The following is a 21,317-nucleotide window of genomic DNA, read 5'->3' on the forward strand; positions in this document are numbered from 1 at the left end:
TCATGCTGAAGACGATCCTTACCGTGCTTTCGCTCCTCGCCGCCATTGGCACGGCAAAGGCGCAGGGCCTTGCACCCGAAGAGTTGCAGCGGCGAGCCATCGAGCGCCGCGCCGTCGAAGCGGTCATCTGGGGCATGCCTGCGGTCAACTACGATCTCATGCTGCAGGAGATGTTGACCAAGACTAAGGGCAAGGTGAACCAGGTCACTTATTGGTCCCGCCCGGTCGACTGGCACAACCAGACGCTCACGCCCAATCCCGATGCGATCTATTTGATGATCTTCTTCGACACGAAGGAAGCGGGGCCGATCGTGATCGACGTTCCGCCGGCCGAGGGTGGCTCGTTTGCCGCCAATATCGACACCGTCTGGCAGATGCCGCTCGAGGACGCGGGACCTTACGGCGCGGATAAGGGAGCCGGCGGCAAGTATTTGATTCTGCCCCCCGGCTACCAGGGGAAGGCACCCGACGGATACATAGCCGTCCAATCCGAGACGTTCGGCGGTTATGCGCTGTTGCGCTCGAACCTTGCCAGTCATGGCGATGCGGACATCGAGAAGGCAGTGGCTTACGGGAAGCGGCTCAAGGTCTATCCACTCTCACAGGCGGCAAGCCCCCCGGAGACGAAATTCACCGACGCCAACGACGTGCTATACGACTCGAGCATTCCCTACGACATCCGCTTCTTCGAATCGCTGGATCGCATCGTGCAAAGCGAGCCGTGGCTGACCCGCGACAAGGCGATGATCGATCAGCTCAAGTCCATCGGGATAGAGAAAGGCAAGCCTTTCGCTCCCGATGCCGAAACGACTGCGATCCTGAACGCCGCTGCAACCGAAGCGAGAGCCTTCCTCGATCAGATGTATGAGGCTGGGTACCCGCCATTCTTCCCCACGGCGCATTGGGCCGTTCCGGCCTTTCCCGATCTCGTCAAGGCGGGATCCTCGGGATACGCCGAGACCGACATTTACCCAGTTGACTATCGCGCCCTCACCTACAGCATGGGCTATATCGGCATAAAGCGCCTCGGCACTGCACAGACCTACCTTATCGCGAACAAGGATAAGGATGGCGAACCGCTGGCCGGCGGCAACAGCTACCGCCTGCATGTACCGCCGAATGTGCCTGTGGAGCTGTACTGGTCGGTGACTGTCTACGACCGGGAGACGCATGCGCTGGTCAAGAACATGGACCGTGCCAGCCGTGCGTCAAATGCCGCGGAAGTGCAGACGAACCCCGATGGATCGACGGACATCTTCTTCGGCCCCAAGGCGCCGGAAGGAAAGGAGTCGAACTGGGTGCCTACTGACCCGCAACGCGGCTTCGAGTTGTTGTTCCGGCTCTATTCGCCGACCCAAGCGCTTTTTGAGAAGAAGGTGTGGACTCTTCCCGACGTCGAGAAGATGAACTAGCGAAAGGAGCGTGTCATGCAAATCGGCGCGCGCTTCGCGACATGGGGACTCGGCCTCTTCATATTCGGCGTGTTCCTGACCTTCGGCATCGTCGCGCACTACTGCGTCGGCGCGCGCTGGCCAACCGGTGAGTTGTTCATGCAGAACATCACCCTCTGGTGGGCCTGTCCATGGACGCTGTCGGTCGCCGCGGTGCAGGCCGGCGGGTTGGGCATGGTGGCGCTGGGACTGACGTCAATGGTCGCCAGCCGCGCAGGATCGGCGGATGACGCCAAGGGCTCCGGCGCCCTCTGGCTCTGCGTGATTGGGCTGCTAGGCGTCTTCGCAGTCGGCTATCCCGGCTATTTCGTCTTCGATGCGATCTGGCCGGGCTATTATTACTCCCCTGTCGCGATCGGAAAAAACGCCTGGCTGCTCGGTCAGGCGCTGTTCATTGCGATCTTTTTCACGGGCGCGGTCGTGATGTTCGCCGCGGTGTCGCGCGCCCTCAAGACAGTCGGCGAAGCTGCTTAACCGAACACCAGACAGGGAGGATGCCATGACCAGCATTGCCAGACTTAACCGTCGAGACATGTTGCTCGGCACCGCAACACTTGCTGCCGCTTCGGCGGTCGACGCGAGCGGCGGCGTAGGGACGGCCCACGCCTCGGAACTGAACCCGCAACCGTTGCCGCCGTCTCCCGGCTGGGGCGGGGCGCTTCCGCCCGGGCCCGATGCGCGCGTGAAGATCACAGAGGCCTATGCCGCCCACGTCGCTCGCGACGTCTTCTTCTGGGCTTGGCCGCTGGTCAACATGTATAATCGCCGGCTCGCATTCTCGAAGATGAAGGAGCACAGGTACGCCGGCCCTCTGCTCGAGTCTCCGCTCAACGAGCTCACCATGCTCATGGATTATGTCAATCCGGAAGAGCGCAATGTCGCCTGTCCCAATCAGGACGTGGTCTACGGGCTCGGCCTGCTCGCGCTGGATATTTCCCCTGTCGTCATCCAGGTGCCGGATTTCGGCGATCGGTTCTGGGTCTACCAGATCGTCGATCTGCGCACCGACAGCTTTGCGCAACTTGGCAAGATGCACGGCACCACGCCCGGCTTCTACCTGCTGGTCGGCCCTGACTGGAGTGGTGAGATCCCGAAAGGCATTACCAGGGTGTTTCGCGCGTCGAGCAGCACGGGTCTCGCCGCGCCACGTATCGCCCAGGACGATACGCCGGAAGACAAGCGGGCAATTCAGGATGTCCTGACCGGAATCGTGATGTATCCGCTCGCTGACTATGACGGACAGATGAAGCGCATCGAGTGGAGCAAGCTGCCCAAGATCCCCGGCGCTCCGCCCGGCGAAGAGGAAACGCGGTGGGTATTCCCGGACAAGTTTTTCGACGAGTTGCCGGCGGTGCTCGCCGATGCGCCGCCGCTGCCCGGCGAAGAAGCCCGCTACGCGCAGGTGCTGGCCGTGCTTGCGGCCTCCGAGGGCGATCCGAAAATCAAGCAGACAATGATCGAGGCCGCCAAGGACGCGGAAGAGAAGCTCGTGAACCCGCTGTTCCAGTTCCGCAACTACGGCCAGCAGTTGCCCCACCATTGGAGTACGATCTCCAACGAATCCGCTTTTGGGGTCGACTATTTCACGAGGACAGCTGTCGCTAAGTCGAACATCCTGGTTAATTCACCCGACGAGACGAAGTATTTCTATCAGGATCTCGATGCCTCGGGTGCACGGCTGAGCAGCGCCAACCGCTACACGGTGACGTTCGCGAAGGATCAGACGCCGCCAGTGAACGGCTTCTGGTCGCTGTCGATCTATAACGAGCACCACTTCTTCATCGCCAACCCGATCAACCGCTTCTCCGTGGGCACCAAGAACAAGGACTTGAAGCTCGCCGATGATGGCTCGCTCACCGTCACGGTGCAGGCCGATGAGCCGACCGATCCGGTCGCGCGCGCCAACTGGCTGCCGGCGCCGAAAGGCGACTTTTCACTTTACGTGCGCGCCTATTGGCCGAAGCCTGCCGTCATGGACGGCTCGTGGACTCCGCCTCCCGTAGAGAAGGCAGGTTGATCCTGATGTTGGACACGGAGATGATCAGACGAGCATTCTGGGGCGTGGCCATCGCGACGGTTCTGACGTTCCTGGGAACACAGGCACAGGCCACCGAAGCTGCCGCAGGACGATACATCCCTGGTGCATTTGCTGGGCCGGGAGCCGGCATAGTGCCACCCGTCCCAGGTGGTTATTGGGCTATTTCGAACATCTACTATCATGGCGGAGCGTCGGGCGATGTGCCTTTCGGCGACGGCTCCATAGCGCTCGGCCTCAAAGCAGACCTTTGGGTTACAGGCCTCGCGGGGGTCTACGTTCCGGAGATCGATTTGCCAGGCAACTGGACCTACGCCGTTCAGGGATTGCTTCCCGTCGGTTGGACCAGAGCAAAGGCAGATGTCGGACCTCTGGAAGTGATCCAGGAGGTGAGTGGGATCGGTGACATTGCGTTCGCTCCCGTGGTGCTTGGCTGGCATAGCGATGCGATGGACACCTGGGTGTCAACGTCGCTTACAATCACCGCACCGACGGGCGTCTGGACAGAAGGCGACATTGCCTTCGTCGGGTTGAACTACTGGACATTCACGCCCTCGGTTGCCTTCACCCGACTGGTACCGCAACACGGCTTGGACTTCTCGGGAAATTTCGGCGTCGATATCAACACCAAAAATCCTGATACGGACTACTATAGCGGCGCCGTAGCGCATCTCGATCTGTCCGTGACCAAGAACGTGACGGAGAATTTCGGTGTTGGGGTTTTGGCTGGGTTCCTTTACCAGATTCAGGACGACGACAGCACATTCGCCAACAATCGTGACGATGGCTTCAAGGGGCGGTCTGTGGCGATTGGTCCACTGGCGACCTACAAGGCCAAATTCGGTGAAGGTAACGAGATAAACATGACGCTGAAGTGGGCGCACGAAATCGAGGTGGAAAATCGGATGAAGGGTAATGCCATTTTCTTCAATCTTGCTGGGAAATTCTAAAGTCTAATTCCGCTTCTGAAAAAGCTCCCGGCTCAAGGTGCCCGTCAGCTTCCGGCCTCCATTTTGGACGTTCTTTTTCCTTGACCTGTTGCGCACCGCGCGCCAGAGAACGCCTCTTCGCTTGCGCTACGAATGACCGGAACGCCCACATTGCGGACGTCCCCTTCTCCCCGGCCGGAGCCATGTTCGTGCGCGGCGACACGGCAATCTTGCGATCGCCTCCAATCCGGCGAGGCCATTCCGGACAAAGCCGCGCCGGTCTTCAAGAGGGCGGTCGCCGCGCCGCGCGCGTCCACCACTTATACAGAGTGCTAGGCCGAGTGCGCCGTAACGTACCTCAGGACTCACAATGATTTCAGAAAGGCCATGAGATCCTTGTCCTCCTTCCATGAGCGAGCGGGGCGTGCCTGACCGACTTCGCAAAGAGCTACGGCGTTGGCTTTCAGCGTGAGGTCAATTTCGGCATAGATGTTGGTGGTGCTGATCGAGACATGGCCGAGCCAGGCGCGAATGGTATTGATGTCCACGCCGGCGAGAACCAGATGGCAAGCCGTCGTATGCCGGATCACATGCGGGGTTATCGTTCTGTCAGCAAGTTCCGGCACCCCGGCCGCGCAACGCTCGATAAGGCGATAGACCCCGAAGCGGGTAAAGGGCGTTCCGAGCCTGCTGACAAATACGGCATCATCGTTCGAGCGACCGAGAATCTCGTCTGCCAGAACTCGTTCGGTTTCCGGCCACAGCGGGCACTGGCGGGTCTTGCCGCCCTTCCCGTGCAGGGTGGCAAGATCGTGACCGCTATTCCTGCCCCCGAGTTGCAAATCGCGCACCTTCAGTTGCGTGCTCTCGGAGACACGCGCCCCGGTGTTGTAGAGAAAGAGGAGAAGGGCGTATTCGCTGCGGCCCCGTCTGGTCTTGCGGTCAGGCACAGCGAGCATGGTCTCCATTTCCGCCCTGGTCAGCCATCCGACCGGTGGCGACACGGATTTCTTCGATGCGATGGCGCGGATATGGCCGCACCATTCGACATGGGCCGGATCCCGGCTGCCGATGAAGCGGGCGAAGGCCCGGATGGTGGCAAGCCTCTGGTTGCGGGTCCGGGCAGAGCACCCGCGATCTTCCTCGATATGTGTAAGGAACTGCAACACATACCGGGAGGTGAGATCACATACAGCTAGCCGGTCCACGGGTTTGTGCAGCTTGCGGCTGACGAACGGGAGCAGAAGGCTGAAGGTGTCCCGGTAGCTCTTGCGGGTGTTCCGCGCCAGATTGCGTTCGGTGACGATATATTCGCACAGAAAGCGTCGAAGCCAGGGGCCAAGGGTTACGAGATCACTCATGCTGGCCTCCTCTTGCATACTGCGCAAAACGCAGTGATGCCTGCTGCAGAAGCTCCGGCGTCATCGACAGATAGACCTTCGTGCCCTCCAAATCGGAATGGCCGAGGTAGGTGGAGAGTACGGGCAGCAACCGTTGCACATCCGCTCCCTGACGATACCAGGCAGTCAGGCTGTGAACCGCGAAGCTGTGCCGGAGATCGTGTAGGCGTGGGATCTGTCGCCCTCCTGCCGTGCTATGGACTCCGGCGATACGCCGCAGCGCGTCGAAGGCGGCCTGAACCGTGCTGCTGGCGAGCCGCGTGCCGTCCCGGTTCGCCAAGAGGAAGGAAGTCTCGCCCTGCGCAAGACCGCCGCGCCGCCGCAGAAGCATGTAGTTGGCCAGCACCGTTGCAAGCTGCGGTCCGATCGGAACCAGACGGCTCTTGTAGAACTTCGTCGCGCGTATGGTCAGAACGTCTTCCGTCAGATCGACATCCGCCAGCGTGAGCCGCGTTCCTTCGCTGAAGCGCAACCCGGCCCCATATAACAGGAGAAGCAGGGTCCGGAATGTCACTGCGTCGAGCTGAACTCCCCCGCGCCGACTGCTCTCCACGGTCCCGGGGGCGAGGAGCCGCCGCAACTCGTCATGCGAGTAGATATACGGTGGCGTCCGGGGCGGCGATTTTGGTTCGCTGTTCGGCAACGGCGAGCAAGTCGCATGGCCACGGCTGATGGCATGGCGCCAGAAGCCTGCAAGCGCGTAATACTTGTTCTCGCGATGGCGAGCCAGTGGCCCTTTGCCTACCAGAAAGGCCAGAATCTGGGTTGTGGTCACCGCGTCGCAGGTCTCATCTCCGTCCGCATATTTGAGGAAGTGACGCAGGAGGTTCGCCCCGGTCGTAAACTTGGCTCCATGGGCCTGTCGCCAGAGGATGTATTGCTCGATGGACTCGCGCAGTGTCATACCAACCCCTCCAGATCGAGGGTCGCCACCTCGCGAAGCGCCGCGATGTTGACCTTGGCGTAGATCGCGGTGGAGGACGGGTCGCGGTGCCCGAGAAAGTCCCCGATCACCTTCATCGACATGCCCTGATCCAGCAGATGCTGGGCCGCGGTATGGCGCAAGGCATGTGTGCCGCGTCGGCCGGTGACGATGCCTATTCCTGCGAGACGATCACGGGCGATCTTGCCGAGGGTCTTTCTGCCAACCGGTTGGATGGGCGCATGCGCAGTGAAGAAGAGGCTGCGGCCGAAGCCGGACGGCCGTGCCTCCCGTATGTAGCGCAGAATGGCATGTCCGACCTCATGCGACAGCGGCCAGATATGGGTCCGTCCTGGCTTCGAGCAGCGAACGCGAATGACCTCGTTCTCCCAGTCCAAATCGTCGAGCCGCAGGCCGGCGACTTCCCCAGCCCGCAGCCCGTAAGTTACAAACAGCATGAGTATCGCGCGGTCGCGCTTGTCGACCGGGCGATCCCCCCGAACAGAAGCCAGTAGCCGCAGGGCGTCGTCGCGCGTTATGCCCTTCGGCACGGTCTCGTCCGACATGAACTGGGGCGCCATGATCCCCGCGGCCAGCCCAGCTCGACACCAGCCGCTTGCTTCGGCAAACAGGAAGAACGCCCTCAGACGCTGAGCGTAATCGTGTATCGTTCGGCGCTTCCAGACTCCTCGCCTGTGCTCTGCCGCAATGACATCGTCGATGTCGGTCATCCGGACGGCGTTTAGGGGAACACCCTTCCCAGCCAACCAGGCCAAGAAGTGGTTGGCGGCGGCGCAGTAGTCTTGGATGGTCGCCGTGGAGAGGCCGCGCTCCTCGCGCAGCCACCTCTCAAAGATCACAATCTCTGCCTGATGTAGGTGATGCCTATGTTCGGGCGCGTCGAGCCACCCGAGGAAGCGCAGCCATTGGATTCCGCGACTGACAAAGAGTGTTCTCGCCTTGGGCGAAGCTGCCCGAGCATATCTGTGTCCTTTAGGCAGCGCCCAGTTTGCTGCTGCGGCTTCTATTTGGGGAATGCTTACCCGGTCGCCTTCTCGCAAATCCAGTAGACGGACGAGACTGAGTTGATCGTTCGCATTTTTGCGCAAGGTTGTTCGGCAAGCGCCCAGTTCATTTAGGTATCGAAGGTACCGCGCGCGCGGTTCGGACAGCGGTGCTGTTCGATATCTCTCAGCGGTTTGGGGAAAGAAGATTGCTTCAAACATACTTGTGCCTCCAGGTTGGTGGAGGCTCAAGCTTTCGCACCGAGCACTGTGATGAAAGCGCTGATGCGAAGAAGGTGCTCATCATCTGCAGGTAAAGCAGCAATCCTGGGGTGCGAGCTGGACGCGCAATGTCCGCCGGAGCGCGCCGAGGCGGAACGCACGCAGGTCCTCGTTGAAGTCGCCCCTCCGCGGCGACAGGGCAAGCACCTCAATGCCTGCTGCTTCGGCGCGTTCGGTCAATGCCGTGAGCGCCAGGTCACCCGCGGCATCGGCGTCGCGGGCGATGTAGAGCCGACGCAGCGCCGGCGGGAGCAGAAGCGCGGCAAGGTGGTTGGCCGAGAGCGCGGCCGCCATCGGCATGGCAGGCAGCGCACAGCGCAGCGACAGCATCGTCTCGATGCCTTCGCCGGCCGCCATCACCTCACCTGACACGCCAAAGCGCACAGCGTGACCGAGGAGACCACCCATCGCCTTCCTTTGGGTGTCGATCGGCGCCTTGCCGAGCCGCACGGCATCGAAGCCGTTGGGATCGAGCCAGGTCCGATGCGCCCCGGTGATGCGGCCGTCGAGATCGGTGACGGCGGCGATCATGGCCGGCCAGGTCTCGGTCGGCGAATGCTCGTCCGGCCGGTAGTAGCAGCGCGGATGGAACCGCAGCGCTCCCGCATCGTAAACAGCCTTGATGCCACGATTGCGTAGGTAGGTCTCGACGAGCGTCCGGCGGATCGGCTGCGACATGGCGAAGAGCCGCTGCGCCGCTTCCGGCGACCCGGCGGGAACGGGTGTACGAACGGGCTTTGGGGCGCCGTGCGGTTCGGCGCGCGGCAGGCTCAGAAACCGTCGTGCCTCATCGACGACATCGCGAAAGTCGACGAGACTGCAGCTCTCACGGATCACGTCGAGCAGATCGCCATATTCGGCCGAGGCGGCATCGGTCCAATGCCCGGCCGCACCGGGACCGGATTCCGGCCCGCTGAGCCGGACGAACATCGACCGGCCCGGCGTGTTGCGAACGTCGCCCACCGTCCAGTAGCGACCCTGGCGCCGCCCGTTGGACAGGTAATGGCGGCAGACCGCCTCGGCATCGCGGGCGAGGCGACGCGCAAGCTCGGAAGCGTCGCGGGGCATCACGACACCTCCCGCGTGCTGAGATTATGTTGCGTAGACGCCGTCCATCGTCCGTGGGACAGCGCCCAATCGCGGGAGCGCAACATAACCCCCGCCGCAACATATTCGGCCCATTTGCCAGCTGGTCGCTTTGCGGAATCCTTCAGCCTGACGAACATCGAGCGGCCCGGCGTGTTGCGGACATCGCCGACCAGCCAATAGTTCCCCTGACGCTTGCCACTGGAAAGATAGTGACGGCAGACAGCATCGGCTTGGTCGGCAAGGCGGCGGGCCAGGTCGTGCGGGCTTTCGGCCATCGCGGTCTCCTTCATGCAAAAAGGCCCGCCGTCGCCGGCGGGCCAGTTGCGCAACTCGCAGATGTGACCTGCCACTGAGTTTTTCCTCCACCTGGAGTTAGAGTCCGGCCTCGATTGAAGGACGGACAGATGAAGCGGAAGCGGTTCACGGAAGATCAAATCATCGCGGTTCTGCGCGAGCACGAGGCGGGCGCAAAGGCGGCCGATCTGGCTCGCAAGCACGGGGTTTCCGAGGCGACGCTTTATAACTGGAAGGCGAAGTATGGCGGGATGGACGTGTCCGACGCCAAGCGCCTGAAGGCTCTGGAGGACGAGAACGCGAAGCTGAAGAAGCTGCTCGCCGACCAGATGCTGGAAGCCTCGGCCCTTCGCGAGCTTCTGTCAAAAAAATGGTAGGGCCCGCCGCTAAGCGCGAAGCCGTCACGCATCTGCAGGCCGTCATGGGCCTCTCGGAGCGTCGGGCCTGTTCCTTCGTCGGTGCCGATCGCAAGATGATCCGCTACCAGTCGAGCCGTCCGCCGGAGGCCGAGTTGCGCGACCGGCTACGTGACCTTGCCAATGAGCGCCGACGCTTTGGCTATCGGCGGCTGTTCATCCTGCTGCGGCGGGAAGGCGAGCCATCTGGCATCAACCGCATCTATCGGCTCTACCGGGAGGAAGGGCTGACGGTTCGCAAGCGCCGGGCGCGGCGACGAGCGGTGGGCACGAGAGCGCCGATCCTGGTCGAGGCAAGACCGAACGCGCGCTGGTCCCTTGACTTCGTGCACGACCAGTTCGCCTGTGGCCGGCGCTTTCGTGTGCTCAACATCGTGGACGACGTCACGCGCGAGTGCCTGGCCGCGATCCCGGATACATCGATCTCCGGTCGCCGGGTGGCACGTGAGCTGACCGATCTGATCAGCCGTCGCGGCAAGCCGGACATGATCGTTTCCGACCACGGCACCGAGTTCACGTCGAACGCCATCCTCGCCTGGTCGAAGGATCATCGTGTCGAATGGCACTACATCGCGCCCGGAAAGCCGATGCAGAACGGCTATGTCGAATCCTTCAACGGCCGCATGCGCGATGAGCTGCTGAACGAGAGCCTCTTCTTCGGCATCGATCATGCGCGCAGCGCCATCGCCGAATGGAGGGAAGATTTCAACACCGCGAGGCCGCATTCCTCGCTCGGCTACCAGACCCCGGCGGCTTTCGCCGAGGCCCTCGCCGCAACCGGCTCCGACGCTTCGCTCGATATGGGCTGCGTGTCTCCGCCGGTTGCTCAACCTGCGCCCTATGGCGTAACAGAAACGGCCAAGGCTCTAATCGCCGCTGGATGAAAGTTCAGTGGCAGGTCATGAATATTACGCGCCCAACCGCCCAACCGGCTCACCTCTGGGTGGAAATCAATAGCCGATTGGCCGTCCAACGTCCTGATCTCATCGGCATGAAAGAAGTCCGAACTATTTTGCTGCCAGGGGTTCGTTGCACCTTAATGCAGAGTGAAGGCCCTGCCGCCTGTCCCATGATGGTGCCATCTCATGGGCGTTGCGGTAGCAGCAACATCTCTGGGCGAACTATCGGTCGAGCAAAAATAATGGTGGCGGGAGGCATCGCGGCCCGGATGGCAGCCAACAGACGTGAGGTCAGCTGTGTTGGGGAGGGAACGTCCGTAGCGGGGGCATCCTTGCGGGAGGCTTTCCTGGCTGAGACCCCATTCAACCACTCGATGAGTTCCCAATCTCGAAGAATGGTGGTTGCACCCTCTTGTTCCATCACGCCGAAGACGAGGCGCCGGGTCGTGCCGCCTGCGCCGGTGATCCCGTCTTCGACCGTGACGATAAGGAGAGCCTCGGTAAGTTCACTGAACGCCGCCATTCGCGTCTCGAACCCGCGCGCCTCGCCCAGGGCCATATCCATAAGCTGGTGGCCGACGCCGAGGACACGAGCTGCAGCCTTTTCTCCCTTCAAGTTGCGTTCGAAGACGAGACCTTTATAGCGATCGGCAACGCTCCAGCTCCGCTCGCGCCAGCTATCGGGTGTGAGAAACTCCAGGCCACCCTCCGAATCGCGCGTCACGCGCCGACTGTTCCTCTGGAGGGCGCCCACGAAGAACTGTTCGAGCGCCGGGAGATCGATCTTCGGCACGTCACGACCGACCGACTGGAAGTCAAAGCGCGCAACGTTGCCGAACAGATCCCGTGCGGTGTCGATGACATCTTGTCCACCAAGTGTAGCGGTCTTCTCGTCGAACCAAGCGGAGAGCTTTTCGCCGCGTCTGCCCTCGGCGCCCACGTAAAGCTCGTTAAAGAAGCTCTCCCCGGCAATACCAATGACGAGCTGCGTGATGTCCTCTCGTTCCTCCATCGCGTTTGTCAACGCCGCCTGGATGCGTTCCAGCTTGGCCGTCAGCAGCCCCCAGATGCGAGCTTCGACCGTGTCGGGATTGCGCAGAAGGAAGACCCGTACGCTATGACGTTGACCGTATCGCGATATGCGGCCGACGCGCTGGTGGAGGCGCATGGGATTCCATGGCATATCCACGTGGATAAGCTTTGAGCACCGCTCTTGGAGATCGATGCCTTCCCCGCCCGCCTCCGTTGAGATCATGAAGCGAACTTTGCCCGTATTGAACGCATCGGCAGCCCAGTCGCGGCCCACAGACAAGGCTTGCTTCCCCGAATCCGTCCACACGCCTTCCAGCCGTTCGTCGCCGTTGATGAAGGTGCCCGTATTCTGCCCGAAGCGCCTGTGCAGCGCGTTCAGTACCAGCGCTTGCGTGGCCTTATACTCGGTGAAAAGCAAAACTTGTTCATCGTGCAACTCCGACTCGATGAGATCGAGCAGCCGCATTATCTTGGTCTCATCAGCTATGGCCGAGCCAAGCTCAATAAGTTCGTCCAGCCTCGAAACTTCGTCTTCCATCAAGAGGGCAGCAATTTCGGCTGCCTCCTCGTCGCCTTCGTTCAGCTCTTCCCCCAAAGACGAGGATGCAGAGTCTCCGGCGCGTTTGCCCCCCTCTGTCAACAAACCCTTGAGTTTGGCTCGGCGCTTGGACAGCGCACTGAGGATAGCAGCGGTCGAACTTGCCGCCAGTTTCTGCAAGGTGATGAGAACCAGCATGCGCGCGGTTTGGGCTCGGCCAAAAAGTGAACTCGCATAGGCGCGCCCGTCCATTATGAAATCGCTCAACGTGCGGTAGAAATGATCCTCCGCGGCCGAGTAAGAGTAGTCGCGGTTCTCCGTTGCCACGGGCTTGAACAGTTTCTCTCCCTTGAGGTCAGTCACCGTGGCCTTGTTGTTACGGATCATGGCGTGCGGCAGCGCCGCCAACTGGCCGTCTCGGTCCGCCTCGGGATTGAAAAGGTCAGGGCGCAACAAACCCATGAGGCCGAAAAATCCGTAGTCTTTGCCGCGGTGAGGCGTCCCGGTGAAAAGCAGCAGCGACTCGATCCGGCCGCGTTCCTGCATCTCTTTGAGAAGGCTGAAGGCCAGTGTGTCGCCACCCCGCTCGTCCAGGTTGAGGTGGTGGGCCTCATCAACGATCACCAGATCCCAAGGATCAGCCTCCAAGAGGCGCGAGCGCGCACCGCGGCCATCGGCGCGTAAGGTGTGAAAAGACGCAACCGCCATGGAGGCCGTGTCCCAGAAATTGTTGCGTTCTCCGTCAGCAGCGGAGGCGTATTGCTGCAGGCGGATGTCGAACATCGATTTGAGGCGCGAGCGCCACTGCGGCACCAGCTTGGCAGGCGCAAGCACCAGCAACCGCCGCACGCGACCTGAAGCGAGCAGCGGCATCAGAATAAGGCCAGCTTCGATCGTCTTGCCAAGACCCACGTCATCGGCGACCAGCCAGCGAAACGGCCAAGCGTTTGTCACCTTGCGGCAGACCCACAATTGGTGCGGAAGAATCTGCACGCGCGAGCGGGAAAAGACGCCCCATTGATCATTGACCGAGGTGATGGCGAGTGCCTGGGCCCGCAAAACCGCCTCGGTCGGATCGCCGAACCGCCCCTCCCCAATAGCTCCCGCGAGGCTTGCGGCAGCGCGCAGCTCGGCCGCGGGAACCCGCTGAATTCCGCCGGCGAACTCAACAATGGCGAGGTCTCCGGTCTGCGCCAAGACGCGCCCATCACCGTGACGGGCGTGACTGACAACGGTGTCCTGCTCAAAGACCTGATCGATGGTGTCGCTCATTCGGCGCCCGCCTCAGCTTCCTCGGTTTCGTCCTCCCAGTCGGTCCAAGGTCCATCCAGATTTGCCACTCCATAGAGGCAGTTATCAAGATCACTCCTGCGCCGCATCGTGGCAATGATTTGGAGCGGCAGGTCGCCATCCAGAACAAGCTCGTTTCGCCGGTTTGATAAGCGATCGCTTACGAACTCCCAGATCGCTCGACTTAGATCCATGGACCCGACGTCGCCTAGTCCAGCGCCAAGCTTATTCAGCAGGCCCCGAGCACGGCCCGTGGAGGCCCAAGTGTAGGGTGCGATGGCGGCGACATCGCTGTCCGTCCAGAACTTGTTGCGCGACAGCTCACGCAGCATCCAGTTCGCGCCGAGCCCCAGCGTACGAATGAGCGGCGCGGCATCAACCCCTGCCTCTCGCCAAAGCGGCGAGAACGAGGGGGTGAGAACGTCGCTTAATTTGATTTGACCCTTGGGAGCCGCGGCAGCCGCGCGAGGGAGCTTGGTTATGATCCAGGCATACTGAGGCAGCCAGCGCGCCACCTTGTAGAGGTCAATGAGCGCGCGCCGCCAACGCCAATGCTGGAGGTCGGGCAACTCGCTTGATGACCACTCGCGCAACCGGGCGATCCACGCTTCATGATCCTGCGGCGGCTCGGACTGGGCGAGCTCTGCCCACCACCCGTTTCGAATGCCGTCTTCAACGAACGTTCGATGTTGGCCATTCTGCGTTCCGCCGAAGTTTTGGAAGCAGGCGAGCGCAAGCAAGCCAAACCATCTCTCGCGATCCGGGCATTCCTCGGTGCTAGTCGCAGGAGGCACGGCCGCGACAGCGAAGCCGCTTGGATAAACATGTCTGTCGTATTCGAGGATGAGCTCGTCGCGGTTGTTCGCCCACCAGTCCCAGATGTTTTCCAATGCCTCAGTTGCCTGGGCTTTGGTGATTGCCACCGGCTCTTCAGCTCCCGAACGTAAATGGTCGGGGACGGGGGTGCGCGCATAGGCTGTCAGCTTGCTATGGAGTTTATTGCGGTCCTCATCCTTCCACGTCCGCGTCAACGGGCCGTCGGCCAAAGACGTGAGTGGTCTCATCCACCGCGGGGTATCGCTCAAGAGCGCGTTGAGGAAGTCCTCTTTCTCATCCTCTTCGACCAAAAAGCGAAGCACCCCCTCCTGTGCGGCGCTCGTTGTTGCCTTTGTCGCCCAGTCACGCATGAGTTCGCCGCCAACATTGTAACCGGCGTCAGCACTGGCGAGCAGAACGAAGCTCACGGCGGCATCCCGATACTGTTCGGAAAGTACGCGCTCCGGCGGAGCAAAAGCGGCGCGAATGGCGTCGCCCTTCCTTCCCTCTTGTTGCGGTGTGGTAAGTTCGCGAGCACCTCGCCAGGTACCGTTACGACTTAAGAATGTTGCGTGCCCGCCGAGCCGGCGCAGTTGCGCACCTTCTAGCTGCAGCGGAGGCTTGCTGAGGGCGGAAGGTGTGAGCTCTGTGCCGAGGCGGAAAGCGGTCGCGGGCTCAACACGGTAGTGGACGCTCTGAAGTTCGTCCTTGAGCAGCCGCTCCATTGTGAACTGCACGGGACGAGCAAATCCAAGCTTTTCCAAGTCGTTCGCAGTTTCGTGACTGACGATCTCGCCGTCGCTGAAGACGGTTGAGACCCAGCTGGAAACGCTCCGGCGCAAGTCCTCATCGACAAGCGCACCGGCGAAAACAGCCTTCGCGTCAGAAGCACGCAGCATTTTTCTGAAGGGTTCCGGGAGGTTCGACGGAACGACTGCCGCCGAATCGGCCAACGCGCCCAGGCCACGATCGCGGCCATGGAGATGATTGGCCAGCTCGTCGTTGAGGTCTTCACGGAACAGATTCCATAGACCGGCGAAGAAGTTCAGTAGACTTGCATCGGCGGGATCGATGCCCAGTGCAGGGGCGAAACCTTGCCAGTCAGCCGCGGCCGCCGCGTGCAGTTTGATCAATTGTCGCCCTAACGCCTTCCCCAATCTCTGGAAAAGGTTTTTCAGCCGGTCCGGATCGTCAGCAAGCGATGAGCGGTTGGAGCTCAACGAAAATGGTCCGTTGAGCAGCCAGCCCGCTCCGGAGTCTTCTGCCAGCGGCGCGACACACCAGATACGCGGCACGTCAGCTGCAAACGGCACCACCCCGGTCTCGCCAAGCTTGATGGCCAGGGTGAAACCCTCATCAAGGTCGACCAGGAGCGCCCGATACGCATTCGAGCCATCAATCCGGGCAAGCCTCAGGCCCGGCAACACAGGCGGGGCATCGTCAGCATCGGCGCGCCAGAAGCTACGTGAGACTTTTGCCGTCTCAAGTTCCACGCGACGGATCGCTTTGGCAAAAAGCGGCAGGTACGGAGCCAAGGCGGAAAAATGGCGGACGGCGCTTTGTCCCTCTCCAATCTTGTCGTCGTCATAGGGGACCGATATCACAGTCGCGGCGTGGCGATCACTGGTGGGGTGCCTTGTAACCAGACCAGGTCCCTCTGGCCACACCTGGGGCAGCATGCCTCCGACGACGCGCGCCGCAAGGAGACCGGACGCGATCTTCACGTCGCTGCTCAGCACATGCACCGACTTGAAACCCAGTCCGTACTTGCCGCTGGTCTCGTCGCCACCGGGCTTATCGGAAAAATGCATCATCAGCATGTTTTGAAGGTCGCGGTGCCAGTTCTTGCGTTCGCCAATCTCTCTATTCGGCCCGCGATCGTTGATCGGACGCCCCCAATGAATGGCCTCAAACCGAAAATCGTCGCTCTCAAGCCTGAAGGTTCTGAGAATCGGGCTGGCGTCGAGCTCCAAATACGCATCGTCGGCGTTTTGAAACAATTCGAGCACGACCCGCTTGGAGTCGTAGCCGAACTCGCCAACGCGAACGCGAACACGGTCGAGAAGAGCCTTCTGCGCCTCCGGGTTGGAAATCAGCCCATGCCACAATTTCCACTCGGCGTCGGCCCGTGACGCAGAGTTTTCCTTCTGAAGCGAACGACGCCGCTCCGCCTCCCTTTCATGCTCATCCACAAGGGAACGCAGCACCGGCTGGCCTTTGGATTTAAGCTGCCCAAGCAGGGTTGGCAGATGCTCGCGCAACGCGGCCTGGGTGTGCTCGATTAGCGCCTGCGCGGCTTCACCCGACATGCCAGGCAATTTGTTGAGCGACTCTTCTTGCGAGCTCAAGATGAAGCCCATGCAATCTTGTGCAATGTCGCTGACAAGCTGGCGAAGCCGCTGCGTCACCTCATGCGTTGAGGCTGTGTTCAGCACCGATGGCCGAAGCTGCAGGACGAACAGGTCCACTCGCCGTCCATTTGGCAGAACCACTCGGCGACGCTTTTTATGCTCCTCTGTTACCAGCAGTTCGGGCTGGCCTCCGAGACTCGCCTCAAACGCTGCACCGCTCAAAGCGGTCACGCGGACAGACCGGGTCTCAATCACCTCGATCAAGAAACGCCGCTCATCGATTTCTTGCGCCAGCCGGCTGCTGATCAGCGCGTCCACCTTGTCGATGTGTAACTGGGTCTCCAGCGTCGCGCCGGCGCGCCACTCATCCATGACATCACGCATCGCCGCGAAGCGGCCGACAAGCGCAAGCACGGTCAATGCCAAATCGCTCTCGATGCGGCCCCGCAACCCGCCCAAGAACGATGCGAAATCTTTGGCGGATCGGGCGTCCAGATCATCACCTGTCTGGAGGGCGATCTCCGCCGGCCTGCTCCCAGCGGGTGCTGTGTCATTATGCGTAGCGCTGACCTGCTGCTTGCTAAGCAAGTCCGCCAGCCGCTCATCCAACAGGCATTCAGTATCCAGTCCCGCGCCATTCTGCGCGACCTTGCTTCCCCGTCGCCATGACCCACCTCGAGTTCGCACGTCGACGTTGGCAAACAGTCGCTGTCTTTCGGAATCGCCCAAGATGGTTGCCTGCTGGAAGGCGATATCATAGAGGCGGCGCGCCGCTTCACCATCGCCCCCGCCGAGTTTTGTCGTTTCGGCCAAGACCGACATCGTGGTGATGAGCTGGTCGACGGAGTTGGCGCGGGCCAAACCTGCGAGGCAAGGCTCAGACAAAGCTGCGACCGTGTCATCCCGCAACAGCGCGGCCATGAGCGGCCAGCCGACCAGTCCGAGGTCCACGCCCGAACCAGCAAGCCGCGCCAAATCTGGGAGCATCTGGCCATTGTATGGGAAAGGCAAGCCCACCAGGCCGCGTTCTTCGATCTGCACAGCGAGCGCTGCAAACGATTCGTGCAGAGAGGGGAGCAAATCCCGCGTCAATCGACCAAAGCCTCGATGTTCGCGAATAGCTGGCAGCAGGCTCGCCGTCGGATGAAATGCCAAATCTTCTCCACGTCCGAGCAACGCTCGTGCCGGGCCGCCGACGTCTTCCGGTAATGAAAGAATGTCAGTTGGCGCAACGTTGCGACCCCCAACAGCCAACCAAGCGCTTTTGGCCAGGCGGTCGCGGACCTGACTGTCCATCTCACGATTTTCGGCTAGGTCAGCCAGGGCCGCAAGGATGCAGTCACGCAGCGCGTCGTTAACAGTATGCTCTTCCAGGGCACGAACGGCCGCGTTGAGCTCCACGGCAGCGTCGTGGGCTGGCATGAGACGTTCTTGCACCAAGCGGGCCTTCTCGCTGTGTGCCTTTCGAACCCGGCGCAGGAACGGCCGGAGCGCTTGCGGAACAGCTCGCTGCGACGCAAGACACGTCCCTGGATCAAGCGCCACGAGGGCGCCACCTTCCAGTTGATGGATCGGCAATCGGCGAAGCAGCGTATCGGAAAGCTCTGCTTCTAGAAGCGCTTCGCCCTCGGCCGCGTTGACATCGAAACTGCCGGCTGCGAGCGCTGCCTCGATCCGGCGGGCAAGTTCCGGTGGGTCCATCGCAGACAAACCGATCGTTGCCTTATCCCGCTCGGTAAAATCTTCAAGGATGGTTTGCGGTGCCACAAAAGCTGAACCGTCCTTGCGGAGCAATCGCTCTACAAAGTCTTCGAGCCCTTGGGGAATCTTGTGGTACAGCCTCGTCGACGGATTGCCCGCCTCCGCGACGCCCACAACGAGACGGCGAACAGCATCGCGAAACCGGTCGTCGTCGGACCAAGCTTTCTTTAATTTGCTCAGCAGTGTCTTGCGCTGCTCGACCTCGCCGAACCGCATCTCTGTATTGACCAGCGCGACGATGTGCGACGCCTCAAGGTTGCCCGACTCTGCTTCCGTCCCGGGTATGCTCCGAAACAGCTCCGCATCGTTGGACATGGCTATGTTGAGCACCAACTCTGGAAGCGCGTCGCAAACGGCCTTGACGTTCATATTCGTGGTCGGGGTTGCCAGAAAAATGGTCTTCCGCTTAGCCGATTCGGCCAGGTCGGCGATCGACAGCGCCAGGCGCGTTCCATCTGGCTGTCTTGTAACGGGAAACACCCGGATGGATCGGCACGCTGCGTCACGGGACAGGCTCGATAAACTTGTGCGGGCAGCCGCGACCAGCGACATTGCGGCGCGCGCGGCCTGCTCAGCACGGATCGGTTCCCGTTCCTGTGCGGCGATCGGCTCAAGGGCGCGCAGAAGCTCGGGCAGATGGGACGAGTCAGCGAGCAGGGAACGAACGCCTCCCTCGATCCAATCGTCGCCCACAACAAGTGCGTCGACTGGGGCGCGCGCAAGCGCGCTCAGGATCTCGGAATGCCGCGCCTTTTCCGGAAGAAACACAAGGCCCGCATCCGGAATGTGGTTGATAATGCCACGCATCACCTCGGCCGGAGCGAAATTCTCCTCAAGCTGCATGGCTTCGCGCAGCTTGCGTCGCAATACGGCGCCGACCGCTTCAATGGGCATCCCTGTCGGTGAAACACACTCGAGCAAATCCCGTAGCAGACGAGCAGCCCTCGCGCGCTTAAATGCGCGCGCCGGTATGAGCGTGAGCAGCTCAGCCAACTCATCGGTCGGCCAAACCGGATCCAATGGCGCGAGCACTCGGGCGGAACCGCGCGCGTCCGCCGCGCAAAGCACGATGTGCCGACCCTCAGCAAACGCCTCCAGGCCAGGAAAGAGGTCGGTGACATCCTTCGCGGATTCCAACAAAGATGAAGGGAGAGGGCGAACCTTTGCATCCGCAGGCAGAATACGCCAGCTCAGCGATCCGGCACCCCATGTTTGTGCCCAAGCGTCACGCCAGCAAACTGCGACGCGGTGCATCTGTCGGAACCACGAGCTTTGGGCGAGCCCACACACCAATCGCGCCATCTCATCGGACGAAACAAGCCGCTGCTCGAGTGCCTGCGAAAAGAGCCTGGGCAAGATCGGCAGAACGAGCCTGTCGCGCAAGGTGCAGTTCCAGAGCACTGGCACGCTCTGACGATCGGAGGCATCACCCTCCAGGCCCTGGAGGTTTTTTCGACCAGAGTCGACGAAAAAGTACCCATGAAGGAAGAGGGCGAGATCGAGTGGCGCGACGCTGTCGCCATTCGCCGCGCCTGCGAGGTCGATTTCGTGGCTGATGCCCGTCGGCAAGAACACGCCGTTGTGGATGGCCAAGCGGGAACGATGACCAGCATTCCGGATCAAAAAGGCCGCGCCATGTGGCAGCGCTTTTTCTGGCACCCGATTGGAAAACAGATCCAGCGTGACCGGCCAGTCGTCGGCCGTTTGAATACCGACGAGGTCGCTATGGTGCGATAGCAATTCAGCCGCAGCGAAGCCTGATTTGCGCTGCGTGCCGTTTTCGCTGACCGAAACCATTCCACCAAATAGTCGCTCGCCGTCTGCTGCCTCTTCGCCCCTTTTGGGCAGCAGCCGCATGTGTTCACCAGAGCGCTGGACCGCAATCACGTCACGACCGTCGAGCCGGATCGCAATATGTTCGAGACTTCGCGCCGCTGCGACGAGTTCGGCGAGTGCGTCTGCCTGGCAAAATTCGTTTAAAAGCTCATTCCGATCATCGGCCGTGTCGAAACGCTTCTGGGTAAATCCGGCCTTGGCCGCGGGAAAAAGATCACGACGGCGCAGCGGCAGCCAGAAAGCGAGATGCGCCTTCGGAAACGCTGCCGTATCGACCAGTCCCCGCAAAGCTGAGACCTCGGGTTCAATCCTCTCCCACTGTGCGGTCGCATGCCATGTTTCATCCGAGGCGGCCTTGCCCTTCGCTTCCTCAAACAGGGCGAAATACGGGTTGATAATGAACGGCCGCAGGTCGGTTGCGTATCCGCTCGGAACGACGATGAACGCGTCGCAGAGATGGAACAAGGATTTCTGACCAAGACCGAAACGGCCAGCCGAGCCCATTTCATCGGTCTTGCTGCTCGCCGAAACGTGCCGAATGCCGGCCTCGTTCTCCTTGGTAAATCGACCGTCATTGACGATCAGCAAGCCCGCGCCACGCAGCAGCGGATTAAAGGCATTTGCAACACCTGGCCGCAGATCGACAACAAGCTTGGAAGCGCCAGCGTCGTCGGCATTTTGGACGAGCTCTTTTAAAATGTCGAATGTCGTCTTGTAACGGTCGACCAGGTTGTTTTGGATAGAAAGGATGACAGACCGAGCATTAACCGAATAGCCAGCCATGATCCCCCGCCAAACTCTTCAAACAAAGCGGCTGAGATTGCTCAACGCGCAGCGCCGGCCACGCCCCAGAAGCCAGTCGATCACGCAGTTATAGCCGGCAACTCCCGCGGTGCAATACGCGAAAGCGCAAGCGTCCGGCTTTGAGCCGAGAACCGGGTCTGCCGGCAACAGCGGTCTCGGAGCGTCATT

General features: G+C 61.2%; 12 protein-coding genes. 5 read left to right on the forward strand and 7 right to left on the reverse strand.

Translation table 11 applies throughout. From position 1 onward, the window contains the following. Positions 1-2 precede the first annotated feature (2 nt). From ACSBOB_RS33510 to ACSBOB_RS33525, 4 genes are read left to right on the forward strand one after another with little or no spacing between them, the layout of a single operon-like run. Positions 3-1,412, forward strand: coding sequence for a DUF1254 domain-containing protein (locus ACSBOB_RS33510; protein ID WP_442580310.1), 1,410 nt, complete (start codon positions 3-5; stop codon positions 1,410-1,412). 15 nt (positions 1,413-1,427) lie between these two features. Further along, positions 1,428-1,925, forward strand: coding sequence for a hypothetical protein (locus ACSBOB_RS33515; protein WP_442580311.1), 498 nt, complete (start codon positions 1,428-1,430; stop codon positions 1,923-1,925). 25 nt (positions 1,926-1,950) lie between these two features. Beyond that, entirely contained in the window at positions 1,951-3,468 is a 1,518-nt protein-coding gene (locus tag ACSBOB_RS33520; RefSeq protein ID WP_442580312.1) for a DUF1254 domain-containing protein, read from the forward strand. A gap of 5 nt (positions 3,469-3,473) precedes the next feature. Further along, complete coding sequence (locus tag ACSBOB_RS33525) at positions 3,474-4,436, forward strand: SphA family protein (protein ID WP_442583921.1); 963 nt, start codon at positions 3,474-3,476, stop codon at positions 4,434-4,436. A 344-nt stretch (positions 4,437-4,780) separates the two neighbouring features. Here the strand turns inward: ACSBOB_RS33525 and ACSBOB_RS33530 are convergent, their stop codons facing one another. The 5 genes from ACSBOB_RS33530 to ACSBOB_RS33550 form a co-directional block, all read right to left on the reverse strand. Next, on the reverse strand, positions 4,781-5,776 hold the full coding sequence (locus ACSBOB_RS33530) for a tyrosine-type recombinase/integrase (protein WP_442580313.1): 996 nt from the start codon (positions 5,774-5,776) through the stop codon (positions 4,781-4,783). Next, on the reverse strand, positions 5,769-6,719 hold the full coding sequence (locus ACSBOB_RS33535; protein ID WP_442580314.1) for a tyrosine-type recombinase/integrase: 951 nt from the start codon (positions 6,717-6,719) through the stop codon (positions 5,769-5,771). Before ACSBOB_RS33535 ends, ACSBOB_RS33530 begins: the two co-directional genes overlap by 8 nt. Next, a complete protein-coding gene (locus ACSBOB_RS33540; RefSeq protein ID WP_442580315.1) occupies positions 6,716-7,963 on the reverse strand; it encodes a tyrosine-type recombinase/integrase in 1,248 nt (415 codons plus the stop codon). The genes ACSBOB_RS33535 and ACSBOB_RS33540 overlap by 4 nt, the downstream gene beginning before the upstream one ends. Before the next feature lie 81 nt (positions 7,964-8,044). After that, on the reverse strand, positions 8,045-9,091 hold the full coding sequence (locus tag ACSBOB_RS33545; RefSeq protein ID WP_442580316.1) for a DUF7146 domain-containing protein: 1,047 nt from the start codon (positions 9,089-9,091) through the stop codon (positions 8,045-8,047). Beyond that, entirely contained in the window at positions 9,091-9,402 is a 312-nt protein-coding gene (locus tag ACSBOB_RS33550; protein ID WP_442580317.1) for a hypothetical protein, read from the reverse strand. The genes ACSBOB_RS33545 and ACSBOB_RS33550 overlap by 1 nt, the downstream gene beginning before the upstream one ends. Before the next feature lie 114 nt (positions 9,403-9,516). Here ACSBOB_RS33550 and ACSBOB_RS33555 point away from each other — a divergent pair. Beyond that, positions 9,517-10,706 (forward strand): IS3 family transposase gene (locus ACSBOB_RS33555; protein ID WP_442580318.1). Its coding sequence is split into 2 segments (ribosomal slippage): positions 9,517-9,769 and positions 9,769-10,706, totalling 1,191 coding nucleotides; the frame shifts between segments, so codons are not numbered across the junction. Between the two features lie 199 nt (positions 10,707-10,905). Here ACSBOB_RS33555 and ACSBOB_RS33560 read toward each other — a convergent pair. Together ACSBOB_RS33560 and ACSBOB_RS33565 are read right to left on the reverse strand one after the other, a co-directional pair. Next, positions 10,906-13,563, reverse strand: coding sequence for a DEAD/DEAH box helicase (locus tag ACSBOB_RS33560; protein ID WP_442580319.1), 2,658 nt, complete (start codon positions 13,561-13,563; stop codon positions 10,906-10,908). Continuing rightward, on the reverse strand, positions 13,560-21,128 hold the full coding sequence (locus ACSBOB_RS33565) for a sacsin N-terminal ATP-binding-like domain-containing protein (protein ID WP_442580320.1): 7,569 nt from the start codon (positions 21,126-21,128) through the stop codon (positions 13,560-13,562). The genes ACSBOB_RS33560 and ACSBOB_RS33565 overlap by 4 nt, the downstream gene beginning before the upstream one ends. Positions 21,129-21,317 lie beyond the last annotated feature (189 nt).

It is taken from the genome of Mesorhizobium sp. KACC 23794, from assembly GCF_052180275.1.
In the GTDB taxonomy this organism is placed as follows: Bacteria; Pseudomonadota; Alphaproteobacteria; order Rhizobiales; family Rhizobiaceae; genus Kumtagia.

Bases quoted from the DNA above. Each gene is read 5' to 3' on its own strand.
- ACSBOB_RS33560 (WP_442580319.1), bottom strand. From the start codon at position 13,563: ATGAGCGACACCATCGATCAGGTCTTTGAGCAGGACACCGTTGTCAGT.
- ACSBOB_RS33520 (WP_442580312.1), top strand. From the start codon at position 1,951: ATGACCAGCATTGCCAGACTTAACCGTCGAGACATGTTGCTCGGCACC.
- ACSBOB_RS33515 (WP_442580311.1), top strand. From the start codon at position 1,428: ATGCAAATCGGCGCGCGCTTCGCGACATGGGGACTCGGCCTCTTCATA.
- ACSBOB_RS33545 (WP_442580316.1), bottom strand. From the start codon at position 9,091: ATGCCCCGCGACGCTTCCGAGCTTGCGCGTCGCCTCGCCCGCGATGCC.
- ACSBOB_RS33525 (WP_442583921.1), top strand. From the start codon at position 3,474: ATGTTGGACACGGAGATGATCAGACGAGCATTCTGGGGCGTGGCCATC.
- ACSBOB_RS33550 (WP_442580317.1), bottom strand. From the start codon at position 9,402: ATGAAGGAGACCGCGATGGCCGAAAGCCCGCACGACCTGGCCCGCCGC.
- ACSBOB_RS33535 (WP_442580314.1), bottom strand. From the start codon at position 6,719: ATGACACTGCGCGAGTCCATCGAGCAATACATCCTCTGGCGACAGGCC.
- ACSBOB_RS33530 (WP_442580313.1), bottom strand. From the start codon at position 5,776: ATGAGTGATCTCGTAACCCTTGGCCCCTGGCTTCGACGCTTTCTGTGC.
- ACSBOB_RS33510 (WP_442580310.1), top strand. From the start codon at position 3: ATGCTGAAGACGATCCTTACCGTGCTTTCGCTCCTCGCCGCCATTGGC.
- ACSBOB_RS33540 (WP_442580315.1), bottom strand. From the start codon at position 7,963: ATGTTTGAAGCAATCTTCTTTCCCCAAACCGCTGAGAGATATCGAACA.
- ACSBOB_RS33565 (WP_442580320.1), bottom strand. From the start codon at position 21,128: ATGGCTGGCTATTCGGTTAATGCTCGGTCTGTCATCCTTTCTATCCAA.